Genomic DNA, 18,833 nt, shown 5'->3' with positions numbered 1-18,833 from the left:
ACCTCAGCTCGCTACCTCCGGGTAGTGGGTTGGAATCCCCCAGCTTCAGCCGGGTGGAGGACGTCAACGGCTACTACCAGGGATGCAAGGAGGTGCACGGCTGATGCGTGACGTCACGCAGGCCCTCGCCCCTCGGACCGCGGAGAAGATCTTCCAGACGTACTTCGATGGCGACGCCTGGGTGCGGAAGGAGGCGCCGGTGGTCTCGACCGATCCGCGGATCAGCGTGCGGCTGGGGCAACTAGGCCTGTAGCGCCCTGCGCCGTCTTGTTCGGCGCCTTCCGCACAGGCGAGCTCGTGTCCGTTTCGCGAACATCGGCGTCCGGTGTGGTCCTGCCGCCCGGGCGCCGATCTTCGTAGCGTTGTGGACATGATGACCGACTTGAACCTTGCCGCGAAGAAGTACGCAACGGACGGTTTCGTCCTGGTCAAAGGCCTGCTCAGCAAGGAAGAAGCGGCCGCCTACCGGGAGACGAGTCACCAACTACTGGCAAGACTGAACCGGGACGACGACCCCACCTGGGGCGCCGCGATGGGGATGTCCGATACGAAGACCAAACTGCAACACCTGCACGACGCGCAGTTCTACGACGCCGCCTTCTCGCGGCTGCTGGTGGACCCGCGCTTCACCGACGTGGCCGCCGCGGTGATGGGCGTGCCGAACGTACAACTCCATCACACCAAGCTGTTCGTGAAACCACCGGAGAACGGATCGCCGTTCCCGCTGCACCAGGACTACCCGTTCTTCCCGCACACGTACCACCGGGTCGGCGCGGCCATCTTCCACTTCGATGACGCGCCCGAGGAGAAGGGCTGCGTCCGGGTGATTCCCGGTAGCCACCTCGAAGGCCCGCGGGAGCACGATCCGGAGGGCTCGTTCCACCTGCCCGACGTACCTTTCGAGTCCGCCGTGCCGCAGCCGGCCGAGGCGGGCGACGTGCTGTTCTTCACCTACCTGACCGTGCACGGTTCCGGCGTCAACGTCAGCTCCGAACCGCGCACCACGTGGCTCGTGCAGTACCGCGACCCTGGCGACCCGCCTGCCGTCCGTACTCACGACCACTCCCTCGGGCAGGGCATGATGCTGAGGGGAGTGGACCCGACCGGCAGGAGTGGAGCTTGAGCCTCCAGGCTCTAGAGCAAGCGGATCGCTTCGCCGACCTCCCAGGGCTGCTCGAGTCCTGTGAGGTCGGTGGGTTCCACGCGGACTTCCTCAGCGCCGACCTCTACCGCCCGGAGTACTGGCGGAACTACTGGCACAGCCACAGCTTCCACGAGGTCTGCCTGGCCTACGCCGGCTCAGGCCGCTTCAGCATCGGAGACACCTCGTACGACGTCGGGGCCGGCGAGGTCTTCCTGGCAAGGCCCGGCGACATCCACGAGATCGAGTCGAGCCAATCGGACCCGCTCGGCATCGCGTTCTGGGGCTTCACCTTCCGCCCGACCTCAGGCTCTTTCGGTACGCCGGGCTGGTGGTCCGGCCTGACCCGAACGACCGGCCCAGTGGTGTCGTCCCGTGTCGGCGCCTTGCCGGCCCTGGTGACGGCCATCGCCGCGGAGACCTCGTTGCCGCGGTCCGGATACCAGGCTGGCCTGACCGCGCTGGCGTCCGCACTCGTGCTCGACACCGCCCGCGCCTTCGCGATCGAGGACGACCTGGCCGTCGATCCGCCCGCACGCGATCGGGGCGAGGCGGTGGTGGCGACGATGACGCGCCACCTACTCGACAACCTGGCCAGACCCGTCACCGTGCGGGAGGTGGCGGCCGCCGTACATCTGTCTGATCGGCATGCCGAGCGGCTCTTCCGGCAACAGACCGGCACCTCGCTCATGACCGAGCTCCGGCGGATGCGGATGGAACTCGCCGCCCAACTCCTGCTGGACCCGGCCATCACGGTGACCGAGGTGGCTCGCGCCTGCGGCTACGGCGACGTCCGGCCCTTCAGCACGGCCTTCCGCCGCTTCCACGGCAAACCCCCGAGCGTCTTCCGCACGACCGGCGGCACCACTCACCTACCAAGAGGTTGAATATTCACCGATGGTAGTCAGATGACCTCGGACAGTGCATAATCGCGGCCCATGACCGTTCCCCGCCGTCGGTTGACCCTGCTGCTCGTTGCCCTGCTACTAGTGGACCTCGTCTGCTGTGGATTGGTGGTCCGGGCGATGGTGACGGGCGACGAGTTGAGCCGCACGGGCAAACTCGCAAGCGCTGAGGTCGTCGACATCGACCGCGAGACCCGCCGGCATGTGCTGGTGGTCCGGTTCCTCACCTATGACCGTGGTGAAGTCACCGCCGGTACCACCCGCTATCACAAGTTCGAAAAGGAATTCGGCCGCACTGTGCTCGTCAGGTACGACACCAACCAGCCCCTCCGGGTTCAGACAGTGGATTGGAAACCCAATCGGACCCCGCACTGGATCCTGCTGATCGTGCTGGCCGCGGGCGCCGTGCTGCTGCTCAGGCGATTCGTTCGCCGGGTCGTCGCCGAGCACGTGGGCGCCGCCAGGGGGGAGTGGCCGGAAGATGGCGCCGGAATGCGCTAATCTGGTCACATGCGAGTGAACCTGCTCCTTAGTTAGCCGTACTGGCAACCAGGCGCCCAGATCGCGCCGGTCAGTGCGGCATCCCCTCCTGTGTGAGGGGATTTTTCATTTCCGGGCCAGGTCCATTCATCAGATCACAGAACGCAGGAGTACGACGGTGAGCGAGCACGTGGAGAACGAGGCGGACGCCACGATCGACCGAGGCGGCTACGACTTCAATGCCATGCAGGCCAAGTGGCGGCCGGTGTGGGAGAAGCTCGACCCGTTCAAGGCGCGCGATGACGGCTCGGCCGAGCGCCGCTACGCCCTGACCATGTTCCCCTACCCCTCCGGCGACCTGCACATGGGCCACGCGGAGGTCTTCGCGCTGCACGACGTACAGGCCCGCTATTGGTTCCAGCAGGGGTACGACGTGCTGAACCCGATCGGCTGGGACTCCTTCGGGCTGCCCGCGGAGAACGCGGCCATTCGCAACAACGAGAACCCGGCCGTCTACACGTACGGCAATATCGAGACGCAGGCCGAGTCGATCCGGCGCTACGGGATCAGCTTCGACTGGTCGCGACGGCTGGCCACGTCCGACCCCGAGTACTACAAGTGGACGCAGTGGCTGTTCCTGCGCTTCTACGAGAAGGGCCTGGCGTACCGCAAGGCGTCGTTCGTGAACTGGTGCCCGAACGACCAGACCGTGCTGGCCAACGAGCAGGTCGTGCAAGGCGCGTGTGAGCGTTGCGGTGCCGCCGTGACCAAGCGCGAGCTGACCCAGTGGTACTTCAAGGTCACCGAGTACGCGCAGCAGCTGCTGGACGATATGGACCAGCTGGCGGGCAAGTGGCCGGAGCGGGTGCTGCTGATGCAGCGCAACTGGATCGGCCGGTCCGAGGGCGCCTTCGCCGACTTCGTGATCGAGGGACGTGAGGAGCCGATCAAGGTCTTCACCACCCGTCCGGACACGCTGTTCGGTGCCACCTTCATGGTGGTCGCGCCGGACGCGAAGCTGGCCGACGAGATCTGTACGCCGGATCAGCGCGCCGCCTTCGACGAGTACCTGAAGGCGGTCAAGGCCTCTACCGAGATCGAGCGGCTGAGCACCGAGCGGGAGAAGACGGGTGTCTTCCTGGGCGCATACGCGACCAACCCGGTCAACGGTGAGAAGGTCCCGGTCTGGGCGGCGGACTACGTGCTGGCCGACTACGGCACGGGCGCGATCATGGCCGTGCCCGGGCAGGACCAGCGCGACTGGGACTTCGCCGAGAAGTTCGGCCTGCCGATCGTGCGTACGGTCGAGCCGGACGAGGGTTTCGACGGCAAGGCCTTCACCGGCGACGGGCCAGCGATCAACTCGGCCAACGACGACGTCAGCCTGAACGGTCTGGGCGTGACCGAGGCCAAGGCCACGATCATCGACTGGCTGGAGACCAAGCAGGCCGGTGAGCGCACGGTCAACTTCCGGCTGCGCGACTGGCTGCTGAGCCGTCAGCGCTACTGGGGTGCGCCGATCCCGATCATCCACTGCCCGGCCTGTGGCGAGGTGCCGGTGCCGGACGACCAACTGCCGGTCGAGCTGCCCGACCTGAAGGGCGAGGACCTGGCCCCGAAGGGTGTCTCCCCGCTGGCGGCCGCGACCGACTGGGTGAACGTGGCGTGCCCGAAGTGTGGTGGCGACGCCAAGCGCGACACCGACACGATGGACACCTTCGTCGACTCGTCCTGGTACTACCTGCGTTATTGCTCCCCGGAGTACACCGAAGGCCCGTTCGATCCCGAGGCGGTCCGGAGGTGGATGCCGGCGCGGCAGTACGTCGGGGGAGTAGAGCACGCGATCCTGCACCTGCTGTACTCCCGGTTCTTCACCAAGGCCCTGCGGGACATGGGCCTGGTCGACTTCGACGAGCCCTTCGAAGGCCTGCTGAACCAGGGCCAGGTCATCAACGAGGGCAAGGCGATGAGCAAGTCGCTGGGTAACGGCGTCAACCTGGGCGAGCAGATCGACGCCTTCGGCGTGGACGCGATCCGGCTGACGATGGTCTTCGCCGGTCCGCCGGACGACGACATCGACTGGGCCGACATGTCCCCGGGTGGGTCGCTGCGTTTCCTGCAGCGGGCCTGGCGGCTGGCCGGATCGGTCGATGCACCGGTCGGTGCGGACCCGTCGACGGGCGATCTGGCACTGCGGAAGGCCACGCACAAGACCGTGCACGAGGTCACCGAGCTGCTGGAGGCGATGCGCTTCAACGTGGTCGTCGCCCGGATCATGGAGCTGGTCAACACCACCCGCAAGGCGATCGACTCCGGTCCCGGTGCCGCGGATCCGGCCGTGCGCGAGGCGGCTGAGACCGTCGCGATCCTGCTGAGCCTGGTCGCGCCGTACACGGCCGAGGACATGTGGGAGAACCTGGGCCACGAGCCGACCGTCGCCAAGGCCGGCTGGCCCGTGGTCGACCCGGCGCTGCTGGTAGAGGACTCGGTCGAGGCCATCGTCCAGATCGCCGGCAAGATCAAGGACCGTCTGCAGGTCTCGCCCGACATCAGTGACGCCGACATGGAGGCCCTGGCGATGGCGTCCGACGCGGTCCAGGCGGCACTGGCCGGCAAGACCGTGCGCAAGGTCATCGTCCGCGCCCCCAAACTGGTCAACATCGTTGCGAACTGACGGACCCGGTGGGCTACGGCTATCGGCCGTAGCCCACCGAGACCGTCGAATGAGCGAACGGCGCGCCGCGTGTTGCCAGGGTGCTCGCCACGCCGCGACCATTGACTTTCGGAATCCGCCGATGGGCAGGAGCTGGGGTTGGCCGCACAAGGCGATCGCTCTGCGGAGTTCGCAGCTCTGCTGGCTCTCTACCAAACCGAACGGCAGGAAGCGTCGGCCTACGACACCTCGCATTTCACGATGCTCGCCCTGGCGATGACCTACGCGGGTGCGACGATCGCCCTGCTGGATGACGAACTGGCGACTTCCGTCGGTGCCGCCGTGATTCTGGTGACACCGGTCCCGCTCTGGCTTGCGGGCATCTATTTCCTCATGCTCAGCGGCGCCGCGAGCATCAGATCCGAGGCGGCGATCTACCTCGAATCCAGGATCGTGCAACTGGCCGCCCTGGACGGCGTCGATCGCCCCGAGCTCGGGTTGGCTGGAACCAGCAGAGTGCGCAGCCTGCGGATCGCCTCAGGATCGGTTCGAGTGGCACTGGTGGTTTGTTATGCCGGGATGGGTTTCCTTCTCTTCCTGTACACGATCTACATGATCGGGGGAGCGGACGCACAGCCGCACGGCTGGTGGTTCTGGCCGGTAGCCGTCGTGGCGTACGGCAGTCTGCTGACTGTCGTCATCACCTCGACGGTGTCCGCATTGAGGCTGCTCCGCAAGCGCCATAGCGTTGCGACATCAGGGACCTGAGCGCCAAGCGAGTATCAGGACGTACTAGCTGGAGGGGTTTCGTGCAGTCTGAGTTGATTGAGGTTCGTACGGGTGGGCGTGAGGTTGTTGTTGACCTGACGGAGGAGTGTGCGGGGTTCGTCGCTCGGGCTGCTGGCTCGGGCGACGGGCTGCTGCATGTGTTCGTGCCGCACGCGACGGCCGGGGTGGCGATTCTCGAGACGGGCGCGGGTAGTGATGACGATCTGCTCGCGCTGTTGGAGAAGCTGGTGCCGCGGGATTTCGGCTGGCGGCATCGGCATGGCACGCCCGGGCATGGGCGGGATCACGTCATGCCCGCGCTCATTCCGCCGTACGCGTCGATCCCGGTGATCGGTGGGCGGCTTGCCCTCGGCACCTGGCAGTCGATCTGCCTGGTTGACACCAACGTGGACAATCCGGAGCGCCAGGTCCGGCTCTCGTGGCTCGCGGGATGATTTCTTTTTAAAGGAATGACCAGTCAGGTAATGAAAGTTCGGACTAATCGGGTTTGCGGGCGATTTTATTACTTATCGCGATGTTGCGATTGGCGTTACGTTGCCGAAACACGACTCCGCTGCAATGGTCCGCATGGCAGCACGCGAATCCCTGCGGACCCACATGATCGGGTCCTGCGTCGGTCTCGGCACCGAGTTGATTGTCCGCGCTATGCGTGGCATTTGTACCGGGAGTCTGCTGAATGCCGATACCGGTCGCGCCGACACCCGCGCCCGGATCGAGGATTGGAACAGCGTGCTGCCGTTGTATGAGCACACCGCCGAGATCAAACAACTCAGCGCTTAGTTCATGACATTCTCGCGTCGGTCTTCCGTTCGCCGGTAAGGCATTTCTGCCTGCCCGTCGCGGTCGTGGCGCCACGCCGGATGACCGGTTGGACCGGTCGATCCGGGAGAATCTCCTGTGGGGCTCCGCCTGAAGTACGGGTGGCGGCCCTGCCCCGGCATGCGTGCGGCCGGGTTATCTTGTGGCAGACGCCAGGGGTGCTGGGGAAACGGAGCGTGGTGTGGCTGAAACGGATGGCCGATCGGCGGGAGGGCGCGGCTTCGCCGCCTTACTGCTCGACCTCCGGGTTCAGTCGACACTGTCGCAGGAGGAGCTCGCCGAGCGCGCCGGCCTGAGCGTTCGTACGATCCGCGAGCTGGAGGCCGGCCGGGTGGCGCGGCCCCGGAAGGACTCGGTGCGGCTGCTGGCGGTTGCTCTCGGTCTGGAAGATCACCAGGCCTTCCTCGCCGCCGCGGGTCATGGCGTGGCCCGGCCCGTTGTCGCGGTGGCCGCTCCGGCGGCGCATGGTGTGCGCTGGCGTGGCACGAGGCCGATTCCCGACGGACTGGTCGGGCGGGAGCAGGAGCTGGTCGAGATCGAGGGCCTGCTCCGGGAGCACCGGCTGGTGACGCTGGTAGGTCCAGGTGGTGTCGGCAAGACCGAGCTGGCGCTTGCGGCCGCAGACCGCTTCTCGGGTGTGGACACCACCGTGGTCGTGGTGGACCTCACGACCGTGCAACGCGACTCCGCGGTCTCGAACGCGATTCTCGACGCCTTCGGCACAGCTCCGGGCACTACCGACTTGGACGACTTACTGGCGGGGCGTCCGCCTGGTGGGCTGGTTATCGTCGAGGACAACGCCGAGCACGTGCTGGATGGTGTGGCGATCCTGGCCAACCGGATGGTCCGGAGCTTCCCCGGCATCGGCGTACTCGTCACCTCCCGGATTCCACTTGGCCTGCCGGATGAGGTCGTACGACGCGTACCGGTGCTGGCGGTGCCCTCGAACGACACGGAATTCGCGGAGATCGCGGGAAGTCCTGCCGTCGAGATGTTCTGCCGTCGTGCCGCCAAGGTCCGGCCGGACTTCGCGCTGACGGCAGAGAACGCCACAACCGTTGCCAGGCTTTGCCAGCGGCTTGACGGTCTACCGCTCGCTCTGGAGCTTGCAGCGGCTCGGGCCGGCTCGTTGTCGGTGGAGGCAATACTGACTGCTCTGGACGACCGGTTCCGGCTGTTGTCGGGTCCGAGGCGTTTCGGCGCTCCGCATCAGCGGACGCTCGCCGACACGATCGCCTGGAGTGTGGACGCTCTCTCCGATCCCTCCCGGCAGCTGCTCTACCGCGTGTCCATGCTGGGATCGCCGTTCACTCTCGAAGCCGTCACGGGTGTGTGCCCCGGAGCGCCGATAGGCGAGCAGGACATCCCCATGCTGCTCTCCGAGCTCGTCGAGAACTCGTTGCTCCAGCCGGTGGAGGAGTTCGAACAGCTCTACGGCAGTCGCTACAAGATGCTCGAGACCATCCGTGAGCACGCGTCGGCCGGTCTTGGTTCGCAGAACGACGACGTGAACGAATTCCGCGATCGGGCCGTCGCCTGGTGCTTGACGTACGCGGAGAGCCTTGAAGGCGCTTGGTCGAGCCCTGACCGCGATAGGCGGTACCGCGCGGCCAATGCGAACGCTGCGACCTTTGAGGTGGCGCTGGAGCGTGCGGCCGAGCTGGGCCACTGGGACGTGGCAGCGTCGATCGTGCTCGGCTTCCGCATCGCTTGGCAGTACCAGGCGAGTGTGGCCGAGAGTGGCATCCGCTGGGCCACAGACACGGCAGAGAACGTGGACGACAAGGAGACCAGCGGCAAGCTCCATGCGATCGCTGGGCGTCTGTCGAACCTCACTGGCGACGTACGGTCGGCCCGGACGCACTACGGCGAGGCGCGGACGCTTATCCCGCCGCAGTCCGACATGGGGCTCATGGCCCGCGCTGGATGGGTGTCGTCGGGTTCGTTGCTCCTGGACACGGCGAGCCTGGCAGAGATCCCAGCGCTCGTCGCGGACGCTCGGAGCCACTCGAACGTGCAGAGGTCCGCGACGGTCCAGGCGACGTGTGGACTGGCTCTTGCCCGCTGGGGCCGTCTGCCGGAGGCGAAGGAGCTCCTGCTGGCTTGGGAGGCTGCTCTCGCGGATCCGGGCGTGTACCCGGACGAGGTCGCGTACATGGCCCTGAGCCGGGTCGACGCCGAGCTGGGCAATCTGGCCGAGGCGAGGCGTTGGGCCGAGCTGGCGCGGGAGAGTCAGGCGTCGGACGACCCGGACCGTACGAAGGTGGCGGGCTGTCTGGCCATGGTCGAGTACCAGGCCGGCGCCTTCGAACGGGCCCAGACGCTGATCGACGAGGCCGACGCCGATATCCGTGGCCACCGCGGGTACTTCGACTACCAGGTGATGGTCTTCCGTAGCCGGTTGGCTCGTCGCGAGGGCGATATCGAGCAGGCCCGTTCCGCCGTACGGGATGCCGTCGGCCGGCTCGTGCTCGAAGGACGCGTCGTCTACCTCCTCGACGTACTGCCGGAGGCTGTGGCCGTTCTCCGGGCCAGTGGGGCTTCGGAGGACGCTGACCGGCTGTGCGCGCGACTACTCGCCTGGCAGCAGACGATGGACCCGCCGATGCTGCCGACGGCGTGGGCCGTTCTGCAGGAGGTGTGCGGCGGCGTGACGCCTGCCGACGGCTGGCCCGCGGATGACCCGGCCGAGGCGGTTCGGCGGCTGGCGGACGACGTACTGCTCGCGCTTTCATGACGCGGATCTGCGGAAGCTGCCGGGGAGCTGCCGGTTCTTCTGCCTCGTACTGACATGCCCGGTCGACAAGACTTCTTCTCGTAGGACGGGTTGGACCGCGACACAGAGATCCGGCCCGGGTTCGGTACTAAAAGGCGGGTAAGGGGGAGGCAGCCAGCGGTGTGGACGGGGTTCACACCGAGGCGGCCCGGACCGCCGGATCACTTCGAACCCGGATCAGACGACGCGGGGAGCAACTGGACTGACGGACGGTGGGGGCACCGGTCGGCGGTCGAGGATCCCCGGGTGCTGTAGCGCAGTCCCACCCGGCCTACTTCGCACCAGACCTGAGGTCTGGGAGGAGGTCCCAGTAAAGACCCGCACACGACACAGGGGACGAGTGTGGGTCAGGCCGGCCGATATGAGCCGTATGGGTTTGGTCACCCGCGGTGGCCGGCCGCTGGGCCTCTGGCGAATCAGTGGAAGTCGGTCGGCGTGCTGGCACCGAGGGGGAGTCAGCAAGCGGCGGGTGTGGAGCCACGGAGGGGTGGTGCCACACTCGCCAAGACCGGCGAACTATCCGGTAACCTCGCTTCATGTCAGCCCCGGTGTACGTCGTCACGGACTCCACCGCGGGTCTGACGTCGCTTGAGGTGATCCGCCACCAGCTGACCGTCGTACCGCTTCAAGTCGTCATAGGCGGCACTTCGTACGACGATGGCGCTACGAGCTCCGAGGCCGTCGCAGAGGCCCTCAAGACGTTCACGCCGGTCTCCACGAGTAGACCCGCGCCGCAGACGTTCGCCGACACATACGTCGCGTGTGCCGAGGCTGGAGCCACCTCGATCATCTCGATCCACCTCTCGTCGGACATGTCCGGTACGTATGAGGCGGCCATGATCGGTGCGAAGGAGTCGCCGGTACCGGTTCGAGTGCTCGACTCGCGCTCAATCGGGATGGGGCTCGGGTTCCCGGTTCTAGCCGCTGCGGCCGCTGCAGCCGCCGGGGGAGACATGGACGCCGTCGCCGAGGCGGCCCGCGTACAGATGGCGGCCGTCTCGTCGTTCTTCTACGTGGACACCCTCGAGTACCTCCGCCGCGGCGGCCGAATCAACCCTGCCCAGGCACTTCTCGGTACGGCGCTCGCGGTCAAGCCACTCCTGACCATCACCGACGGGCGGATCGTGCCGCTGGAGAAGGTCCGTACGTCGAGCCGGGCGATCGCGCGATTGGCCGACATCACGGTTGAGCGGGCCGGTACGGGTGAGGTCTCGCTCGCGGTCCACCACTTGGCCAACCCGGAAAAGGCCCAGGTGCTCGCGGACGGCCTGGCGGAGCGACTGCCCGCCGCCGGGGATATCTCGCTGCGCGAAGTCGGTGCCGTCATCGGCGCCCACGTCGGGCCGGGAATGCTCGCGATCGTCGTCGCGCCTCAGCCCTGACCCGGTTCGGCTATCCACAGGCGCTGAATTGGTCGGTTCGGGTGGCCGGAAAGCTCGTACCTTCCCTGCGTGATGGTCAGTCCACGCCGCCGTAAACGCCGGGAGCACGACGCCGGTGCGCGGCAGCACGCCCTCCGTCGCCTGGCGGCCGCGGCCTCATCCCCTCGAACCATCGAGGTCCGCGGCACGCCGGCGGCAGGCGCGCAGACCTGGCGCTGGCCGGACGTATCCGACGAGGGCGTACCGGAGGTCGAAATGCGTGGAGGCTGGACCCCGACCCAAGTTCCTGACCAGCCTGACCCGGCAACGCGCTTGGCGGGTGGGGTGCGGGACGAGGGGCCGGCAGGCGGTGGCTTGGCGGGCGGCCTGGTCGGCGGGGGTGAGGTGGGGTTCGTTGATCGGTTGCGGGGTGGTCGATGGGGGTTGGCGCCAAAGCATCTGGGCGTCATTGCCGTGGTCTTGGTGGTGGGTGTGCTCTGGGCAGGCTGGTCGGTGTTGTCCGGTCGGCCCGAGGCCATTCCGGTCGACCGAACGCCGGCCGGGGTGACTTCCGGCTCGCCGGTATCCGGTGCGAGCGGGACGTTGGCGTCACCGACTCCTACGCCCTCATTGAGTCGGTTGGTTGTGCACGTGGCGGGGAAGGTCCGCCGTCCGGGGTTGGTGCGGGCCGCGGTCGGTGCGCGAGTGGCGGACGTACTGGCGGCGGCTGGTGGGGCGTTGCCTGGCGTCGACCTCACTGACGTCAACCTTGCCCGGCAGGTCAGGGACGGCGAGCAGATAGTCATCGGGGTAGCGGGCTCAGGCCAAACCGACGAATCGTCCACGCCGGAACCGACCAGCGACAGCCCAATGCCGGGTAGACCGTTGGACCTCAACTCGGCCACAGCTGCCCAACTCGAGGTCCTTCCCGGCGTCGGTCCCGTCCTCGCCCAGCGAATCATCGAGTGGCGCACTCAGCATGGCCAGTTCACCGCAGTCGACGAGCTGCTCGAGGTGAGCGGTGTCGGCGCGAAGAAGTTCGAGGGGCTGAGGGCCTATGTCCGCGTCTGATGGTGGTGCTCTTGACGGGCGTGCTTCGGAAGATGGCTCGGCAGGTGGCCAGAGCACGGCTGCGGGTGACGGGCCGGCAGGTCGCCTACGCGCGGGCGCTGGCGCGGGGGGTGGGGAGGGGCGGGAGCGGCGGGTTGATTTGAGGTTGTTGTTGCCGGCCGCGGTGGGGTGGGCGGCGGCGATCGTGTTGGTGGGGCTTCGGCCTCGGGTTGGTGTGCTTGTCGGGTTTGGGGCGCTGGCGGTTGTCGTGGGGTTGTTGTTGGTCTTCGTCTTCCGGAGTCGGCGGAGATTCGGCGCCGAGCAGACGACAAAGGCGGCCGGCTCGGCAGGGACAGGCTCCGCAGGGACAGGTTCGAGAGGGGCAGGTTCGGCAGGGACAGGTTTCGCGCGACGGTCGCAGAGTGGGTTGGCGAGCGGGCGGATGGTGACGGCGGTTGGGTTGCTGGTTGTGGTGAGCGGGATCGGGTTCGCGGCGGGGATGGAGGTGCACTCGTTGCGATCCGGGCCGGTCGCTGAACTCGCGGGACAAGGTGCGGCCGTGAGCACCGTCGTGCGGGTGGCGGGGGATCCGTCGCTTCGGCGTCCGGCGGGTTCGCGACGACCTCCCTATGTGGTGGTTCGGGTCGTGGTCGAGGAGGTGACCGGACGAGGCCGGACTTACCGGGTGCGTAGTCCCGTCTTGCTGATCGGTTCGCCGGAGTGGATGCAGGTCCGATTCGGCCAACGGGTGTTCGCGAGCGGTCGGCTCGCCGAGGTGCAGCCCGGCGATGACGTTGCGGCGGTGCTTTCGTCGCGCGCACCGCCGCGGCCCTTGGGTGAACCGGCCTGGTGGTTGCGGGCGGCCGAGCACGTTCGAGCGGGATTGCGTGCGTCGGTTGAGCCGGAGCCGGAGGCTGTCCGTGGGCTGGTGCCTGCGTTGGTGATGGGCGATGACGCCGATCTGCCGCCGGAACTCGTCGAGGACTTCCAGACGACTGGTCTGACTCATCTCTCGGCGGTATCCGGGACGAATCTGACGTTGTTGCTGGCGTTCGTGGTGCCGCTGGCACGACTGCTCGGCGTCCGCGCTCGCGGTTTGATGGTGGTGGGCCTGGCGACCGTGGTGGTGTTCGTCGTGCTCGCCCGGCCGCAACCGAGTGTGCTGCGCGCGGCGGCGATGGGTCTGGTCGCGCTGGCGGCCATCACGTCCGGCGGTACGCGACGCGGCGTGCGAAGTCTGTCCGCGGCCGTGCTCGCCCTCTTGCTACTCGACATCTCGCTGGCGCGGTCCATCGGATTCGCGCTGTCGGTGCTGGCGACGGCGGGCATCGTTCTGGTCGCGCCCGGCTGGCGCGACGCGATGATGGCTTGGATGCCGCGGTGGATGGCCGAGGCCGTGGCCTGTCCGTTGGCGGCGCAACTCGCCTGTACGCCGGTGGTGGCGTGGTTGTCGGGAGAGGTCTCGCTTGTTGCCGTGGGCGCCAATCTGCTTGCCGGTCCAGCAGTCGGTCCGGCCACAGTGGTTGGCTTCGGCGCGGCGGGAATCGCCTTGCTCAGTGCGGATCTCGCCCGTCTGGCCGGCTGGGTCGCGGCCTGGCCCGCACGTTGGATCATCCTGGTGTCGACGGAGGGAGCAGACCTGCCAGGTGCTACCAGCCGCTGGCCGGTGACGATGGCCGGGATCGCGTTGCTGGTCGCGCTCTGCGTCATTCTGACGATTGGGCTGCATCGATTGCTTGCGAGACCGATCGCGATGCTGCTCTGCGTCTGCCTGCTGGTGGTCGTGGTGCTGCGGCCGATCCGTTCGATCGGCTGGCCGCCGGACGACTGGGTGCTGGTCGTGTGTGACGTCGGACAGGGAGACGGCCTGGTGCTTCGCGCCGGACCAGGTGCTGCCGTCGTGGTGGACACTGGGCCGGATCCGCCCGCGATCGACCGCTGCCTGGACCAACTCGGCGTACGGCGCGTGCCGCTGGTCGTGCTGAGTCATTTCCATGCCGACCACGCGGGCGGATTGGCCGGCGTACTCGAGGACCGGGAGGTTGGGGAGATCGAGGTCAGCCCGTACTTGTCGCCGCCGGCCGAGGTGTCTCGGGTGCGGGACCTGGCCGCCGCGCATGGGGTGCCCGTTCGGGATGTGCGATATCGCGAACGACGTACGGCTGGAGCGCTCGCGTGGACGGTGGTGTGGCCGTCCCGGGTTCCGGCGTTGACGGCGTCGTCCGGCGCGGGCTCGCCCGAGAACAACGCGAGTATCGCGATGCTGGTCGAGGTGGCCGGTCTGCGGATTCTCTTGACGGGTGATCTGGAGCCGGAGTCGCAGCGCGCGGTGCTGGCAGCTGGTGCGGACGTACGAGCTGACGTCCTGAAGGTCGCCCATCACGGGTCGGCGCGGCAGGATCCGGCTTTCGTCGCGGCGACCGGTGCGCGGCTGGCGGTGATCTCGGCTGGGCTGGACAACGACTACGGCCATCCCGCGCCCCGGACCCTGGATTTGCTGAGACGACAAGGAATGCGGGTGATCCGTACGGATCTTGGTGGATCGGTGGCCGTGATCAGTCGCGGCGACGGTCTGTCGGTCGCGGCCGAACGCCGCGCCGATTCCTGACGCGGCAGGGCTTTGTGGGTTGTCGGTGGGGCGTGGCATGCTGGCCAGCGTTATGGCAGCCCGAAAGTCTTCTGCGCCCAAGCTCGGTGACGTCCTGCTCGTCACCGGTCCCGAGACGTTCCTCGCCGACCGCGCGGTGCGTTCGGCCGCGCATGCCGTCACGAAGGGCGGCGCCCAGGTCGAGGTCACCGATGTCCAGGGCGGTGGGCTGGATATCGGGATGTTCGCGGAGCAGACCGGGCCCTCCCTGTTCGCGGCCGAGCGAATGCTCGTCATCCGCGAGCTGGAGAACCTGCCACCCGAGGTCGTCGCGAATCTCCTCGATTACGTGGCCGCACCAGCCGAGGACGTGCTGGTGGTGCTGGTCCATTCGGGTGGGCAGAAGGGCAAGGCGGTCCTCGACAAACTGCGCAAGGCGGGCGTGACCGAGGTGGTCGCGACCGCGCCGAAGACGTGGGAGCTGCCGCAGTTCGTCGCGGGGGAGATCCGTCTATTGGGCGGAAGCATCGATGAGCGGGCCGCCGCCGGGCTGGTCGACGCGGTGGGTCATGATCTGCGCGCGCTGGCCGGCGCATGCTCGCAGCTGGTCTCCGATGCGGGCAGCGAGCCAGTGAGCGCCGAGCTGATCGGGCGGTACTTCGGTGGCCGCGCCGAGGTCACCAGCTTCGCCGTGGCCGATGCCGCCATCGCCGGACGGACCGAGCCCGCGCTCGAGCAGTTGCGCTGGGCCATGGACTGCGGCGTGGCGGCGGTGCTCGTGACCAGCGCGATGGCGGGTGGTCTGCGCGGACTGGCCAAGTTCACGAGTGCCCCGAGCGGGATGCGGGAGGCGGATCTGGCCCGCGAGGTCGGCGTACCGCCGTGGAAGCTGAAGACCCTGCGCCAGCAAGCCAAGGGCTGGACGCCCGGCGGGCTCGCGACCGCGATCAAGGCCGTCGCACAGGCCGACGCGGACGTGAAGGGTGCCTCCGGCGACGCCGGCTACTCCCTCGAGCGCATGGTCATCACCGTCAGCCGCGCCCACGGCCGCCGCTAACCCAAACGCCATCACTGGCCCCGCTCCGCAGGTCGGTCGCCTAGTGGCAGGTCGCGGCTAGCCCAAAACGCCAGCACTGGTCGGCTCCGCAGGGCGTCGGCTAGCGGCTAACCGTCTGTGGTCAGCGGCTGGGGGTGGGCATGCCAAAACGGACGCCGGACCGTGAGGTCGGCGCCCGTCTCGGGTGGATCAGAGCGCGGAAGCCTGCTTGAACAGCGAGGACTTGCGGTTCGCGGCCTGGTTGGCGTGAATGACGCCCTTGCTGGCAGCCTTGTCGAGCAGGCGACCGGCCGCGCGGGCCAGTTCCTGAGCCTTGGCGGCGTCGCCGGCCTCGGCAGCCTCACGGAAACGGCGGACGGCCGTCTTGACGGTCGACTTCACCGCCTTGTTGCGAAGCCGCGCATCCTCGTTCTGGCGGTTGCGCTTGATCTGGGACTTAATGTTCGCCACGGAGCAGAGCCTCGATCAGGTGTGTGCGGTTGGAAAGGAAAGTGGTGCGAGCACGGGTGAGTACCAACGCACTCGCGCGAAGAGCAAGACTAGCAGCCACGCCGCGACCCCTCCAAACCGGCCGACCTGCCAAAGGCCCGGGACGGCGACCGGGAGTGAGAGCGGCTGAGCATCAGGTGGGCGAGGGGGATTCGGCGGCGGCCTTGAGAGCGGCAAGGGTTTTCTCGATACCGCGGGCGTTGATCCGGGAGCGGGCGCCGAAGAGCCGGTCCATCGCGAGGCGCAGCGGAGCCGGCCGGCGGTCGGTCCACCGCTCCGTAAGGATCGCCCCGCCGCCGCCAACTTTGCCCCCGCCAACACTGGCCGCGCCGCCACCATCACCGCCGACGCCACCAACACCGCCCGCGTCGCCACTGCCGCCACCCGCGTCGCCGGTGCTACCGCCCGCGCCGCCACCGCCACCGCCACCACCGCTCACGCCGCCGCCCGCGTCGCCGGTGCCAGCGTCGCCGCCCTCGGTCGTGGAGGTGACGACGTACTCCCAGAGGGCGACGGGGATGGGGCCGAAGTGGATGGCGAAGGCGAACGCGCGGCCCGGGTCGGCCTCGGTGATGACGCCTTGGGTGAGCCAACGCGCCGAACCGACTCGGTTGAAGCCGACGAAACGCGCGCCTGGGGCCGGGCCGGTGGCGCCGCCCTTCCAGGCGACGCGGCTGCATTCCGGACTCCACTCGGCCATCCGCGGCAGATCGCTGACCAAGGCGTAGACCTCGGCCGGTTCGGCCTGGATGGCGACCGATCGTTCCAGCCGGGTCGTCCGTTCTTGCTGGGCCATGCTCGGTTCTCCTGTCGCGACGCCGTACAGACGCTGTAAAGCCGTCCAAAGACCGAAAGTGGTCAAGCAGAGCGTGACACCCGGTGGCCAAAGAAACCACACAGGCCCTCCAACGGCGCCGGCACGTCAGCGAGGTCGGCGTGGTGCCCTGGTGGGCGACCACGCCGAACTCGGGATGGCTATCAGGGCTGGCCGATGCCGATCGTCGGATCGTCGGTGCCCGGGAGTCTCTCGAACACCTTCTCGCAGGTGCCGGTCAGTACGTCACATCGCTTGAGCAGCTGGTGGGCTTCAAGGGTTCTGATAGGCGTGGTCGGTGTCGGCTGACTCTCGGAGACGGCGAGCGTCGCCATCGCCAGCACAGTCCGGTCATCCTCGAAAACGAGTCCGACCGATTGGTTCGAGAGGTCTGGCAACGGCGTCTGCTCGCCACTGTCCACGTTCACGGCGACCTGGAGCTCGGGGATGACGAGCACCTTGCCGTCGGGGGAGAGCCCGGCATCGCTGGTGGAGTCGCAGTTCTCCCGCAAGGTGGTGAGCTCTCCGGACTCGTCCATTGTCATCACCTTGACGCATCCGTCCCGCTGGGTTCGGATCAGCATCCGGTCCGTGGTCCCCGGCGCGGTGATGCTCGTGAAGCCGGGAATCTCGACCTCACGCGGCTGCTCGCCGGGCTGCCAGAGCTGGGGGTTCGCGGCGGTGTCGTCGTCGTACCAGATGCCGTGCTTGCTCCAGGCATGCAGGGCGACGAGGGACGGGAGTGGCAGGTCGGCGGTCTTGTTGCCGGTGGCGAGATCTATAACCTCGATCTTGAAGCTACCCCCGGCGATTTGACCGAGGATGGCGACCTGCTTCCGGTCGGGCGAGAGGATCGCGTTTTGCATGGCGTTGCTGGGGCCGACAGGCCGGAGCCGGCCGTCCTTTGTCAGCACCGCGTGCCCTAAGGTCACACGCTTGCCGGCATCGGTCTTCGCGGTCACGACGAGCCAGCCGGTGGCCAATCGCGCCACCACGTCGCGTGCCGGGCCGTTGCCGAGTGGGATGGTCGTCGTACCGTCGTGCAGCGTGCGAGAACCCGGGCCCTCCGTGAGGATGTACGGGACCTTCAAGCTGCTCAGCCCTCCGCCCGCGGACACAGGCGGGTCGTCGGAGCCAAGCCCGCCCAGATACGGCACAGCGAGGGCGAGCACGGCCGCCATCGAGGCCGCTGCCGCGAGGACGGGCCAGGTACGGCGTGGCCGGTGCACGGAGGCGACCGGTTCCGGGGGAGTGGCGTGGTCGGGAACGACCTGGGCCTTGGTGTGCAGGTAGTCGCGGAGGCGGGTTTCGGTGTCGTGGTCGGTCATCTCAGGTCCTTCAGTTCGCGGCCGAGTACGGCGATGCCGCGGGAGGCAGTTGCCCGGGCGTTCGATTCGCTGATGCCGAGGGTTTGCGCGATCTCGGCATGCGACAGGTCGAGGTAGAACCGCAGCACCAGCACCTCGCGAGTTCTGGCGGGCAGTCTCTGTACGGCGCGGTGTACTTCCTGGCGGTCCTCATCGAGTACGGCGGCGGCCTCGGGCGAGCCGGCGTACGGGATCGGGGCGGGCGAGTGCAACCGGGCGATCCGGCGACGGCGCAGTACCGACCGGCTCCGGTTCAGCACGGCCGACCGCAGGTACGCGAGCGCCTTCGCGTTATCGAGCCGCTCCCACTTGCGGTATAGCTCGGCGAACACCTCCTGTACGACGTCCTCGGCCGAAGCCAAGTCGTCCACCATCAGCACGGCCAGCCGGACCAGCCCGGTCCAGTGCTGCCTATGCAGTTCCCCGATCGCGGCGTCCCGTCCAGCCTCGGCCCCAGCCGCAGCCGGGCCCTCGGGGCCGGCGGGCGCGCGGGCCGGGGAGCCGGCACGTTGTCTTCGAAGGCTCACCATGTGGCTGCTCATGTC

The 18,833-nt window shown here is 67.9% G+C and carries 17 protein-coding genes; 13 read left to right on the top strand and 4 right to left on the bottom strand.

All coding sequences use genetic code 11. The features are described from left to right. Positions 1–103: 103 nt before the first annotated feature. The 13 genes from OG394_RS13830 (at position 104) to holA (ending at position 15,618) form a co-directional block, all read left to right on the top strand. Positions 104–253, top strand: a complete 150-nt coding sequence (locus OG394_RS13830) for a hypothetical protein (RefSeq protein WP_328995728.1) — start codon at positions 104–106, stop codon at positions 251–253. A gap of 117 nt (positions 254–370) precedes the next feature. Then, positions 371–1,123 (top strand): phytanoyl-CoA dioxygenase family protein, encoded by a 753-nt coding sequence (locus tag OG394_RS13825; protein ID WP_328995727.1) that lies wholly within the window; start codon positions 371–373, stop codon positions 1,121–1,123. Next, positions 1,120–2,028 carry an AraC family transcriptional regulator gene (locus tag OG394_RS13820; protein WP_328995726.1) on the top strand — a complete coding sequence of 303 codons (909 nt, stop codon included), beginning with the start codon at positions 1,120–1,122 and terminating at the stop codon, positions 2,026–2,028. The genes OG394_RS13825 and OG394_RS13820 overlap by 4 nt, the downstream gene beginning before the upstream one ends. A gap of 51 nt (positions 2,029–2,079) precedes the next feature. Further along, complete coding sequence (locus OG394_RS13815; RefSeq protein WP_328995725.1) at positions 2,080–2,547, top strand: DUF3592 domain-containing protein; 468 nt, start codon at positions 2,080–2,082, stop codon at positions 2,545–2,547. Between the two features lie 157 nt (positions 2,548–2,704). Continuing rightward, complete coding sequence (leuS, locus tag OG394_RS13810) at positions 2,705–5,200, top strand: leucine--tRNA ligase (protein WP_328995724.1); 2,496 nt, start codon at positions 2,705–2,707, stop codon at positions 5,198–5,200. Positions 5,201–5,338: 138 nt separating this feature from the next. Then, positions 5,339–5,947 (top strand): hypothetical protein, encoded by a 609-nt coding sequence (locus OG394_RS13805; protein WP_328995723.1) that lies wholly within the window; start codon positions 5,339–5,341, stop codon positions 5,945–5,947. Between the two features lie 41 nt (positions 5,948–5,988). Further along, a complete protein-coding gene (locus OG394_RS13800) occupies positions 5,989–6,402 on the top strand; it encodes a secondary thiamine-phosphate synthase enzyme YjbQ (protein WP_328995721.1) in 414 nt (137 codons plus the stop codon). A gap of 133 nt (positions 6,403–6,535) precedes the next feature. Then, entirely contained in the window at positions 6,536–6,748 is a 213-nt protein-coding gene (locus OG394_RS13795) for a hypothetical protein (protein ID WP_328995720.1), read from the top strand. A 220-nt stretch (positions 6,749–6,968) separates the two neighbouring features. Next, on the top strand, positions 6,969–9,524 hold the full coding sequence (locus OG394_RS13790) for an ATP-binding protein (RefSeq protein ID WP_328995719.1): 2,556 nt from the start codon (positions 6,969–6,971) through the stop codon (positions 9,522–9,524). Between the two features lie 575 nt (positions 9,525–10,099). Beyond that, entirely contained in the window at positions 10,100–10,945 is an 846-nt protein-coding gene (locus OG394_RS13785) for a DegV family protein (protein WP_328995718.1), read from the top strand. A gap of 72 nt (positions 10,946–11,017) precedes the next feature. Then, positions 11,018–11,995 (top strand): ComEA family DNA-binding protein, encoded by a 978-nt coding sequence (locus OG394_RS13780; RefSeq protein WP_328996832.1) that lies wholly within the window; start codon positions 11,018–11,020, stop codon positions 11,993–11,995. 538 nt (positions 11,996–12,533) lie between these two features. Continuing rightward, on the top strand, positions 12,534–14,582 hold the full coding sequence (locus OG394_RS13775) for a ComEC/Rec2 family competence protein (RefSeq protein WP_328995716.1): 2,049 nt from the start codon (positions 12,534–12,536) through the stop codon (positions 14,580–14,582). 37 nt (positions 14,583–14,619) lie between these two features. After that, positions 14,620–15,618: a DNA polymerase III subunit delta gene (holA, locus tag OG394_RS13770; protein ID WP_328995715.1), complete on the top strand. Its 999-nt coding sequence runs from the start codon at positions 14,620–14,622 to the stop codon at positions 15,616–15,618. 189 nt (positions 15,619–15,807) lie between these two features. Here holA and rpsT read toward each other — a convergent pair whose 3' ends face one another. The 4 genes from rpsT to OG394_RS13750 form a co-directional block, all read right to left on the bottom strand. After that, positions 15,808–16,068: a 30S ribosomal protein S20 gene (gene rpsT / locus OG394_RS13765; protein WP_328995714.1), complete on the bottom strand. Its 261-nt coding sequence runs from the start codon at positions 16,066–16,068 to the stop codon at positions 15,808–15,810. A gap of 172 nt (positions 16,069–16,240) precedes the next feature. Then, positions 16,241–16,903 carry an SRPBCC family protein gene (locus OG394_RS13760; protein ID WP_328995713.1) on the bottom strand — a complete coding sequence of 221 codons (663 nt, stop codon included), beginning with the start codon at positions 16,901–16,903 and terminating at the stop codon, positions 16,241–16,243. Positions 16,904–17,085: 182 nt separating this feature from the next. Next, positions 17,086–18,249, bottom strand: coding sequence for a hypothetical protein (locus OG394_RS13755; RefSeq protein WP_328995712.1), 1,164 nt, complete (start codon positions 18,247–18,249; stop codon positions 17,086–17,088). Beyond that, the gene (locus tag OG394_RS13750) at positions 18,246–18,830 is read right to left on the bottom strand and encodes an RNA polymerase sigma factor (protein ID WP_328995711.1); all 585 of its coding nucleotides are present in this window, start codon (positions 18,828–18,830) and stop codon (positions 18,246–18,248) included. The genes OG394_RS13755 and OG394_RS13750 overlap by 4 nt, the downstream gene beginning before the upstream one ends. Between the last annotated feature and the right edge of the window lie 3 nt (positions 18,831–18,833).

The organism is Kribbella sp. NBC_01245 (genome assembly GCF_036226525.1).
Classification (GTDB): domain Bacteria; phylum Actinomycetota; class Actinomycetes; order Propionibacteriales; family Kribbellaceae; genus Kribbella.
The sequence above is the reverse complement of the archived record's forward strand: the minus strand, read 5'-3'. Positions and strand labels throughout refer to the sequence as shown.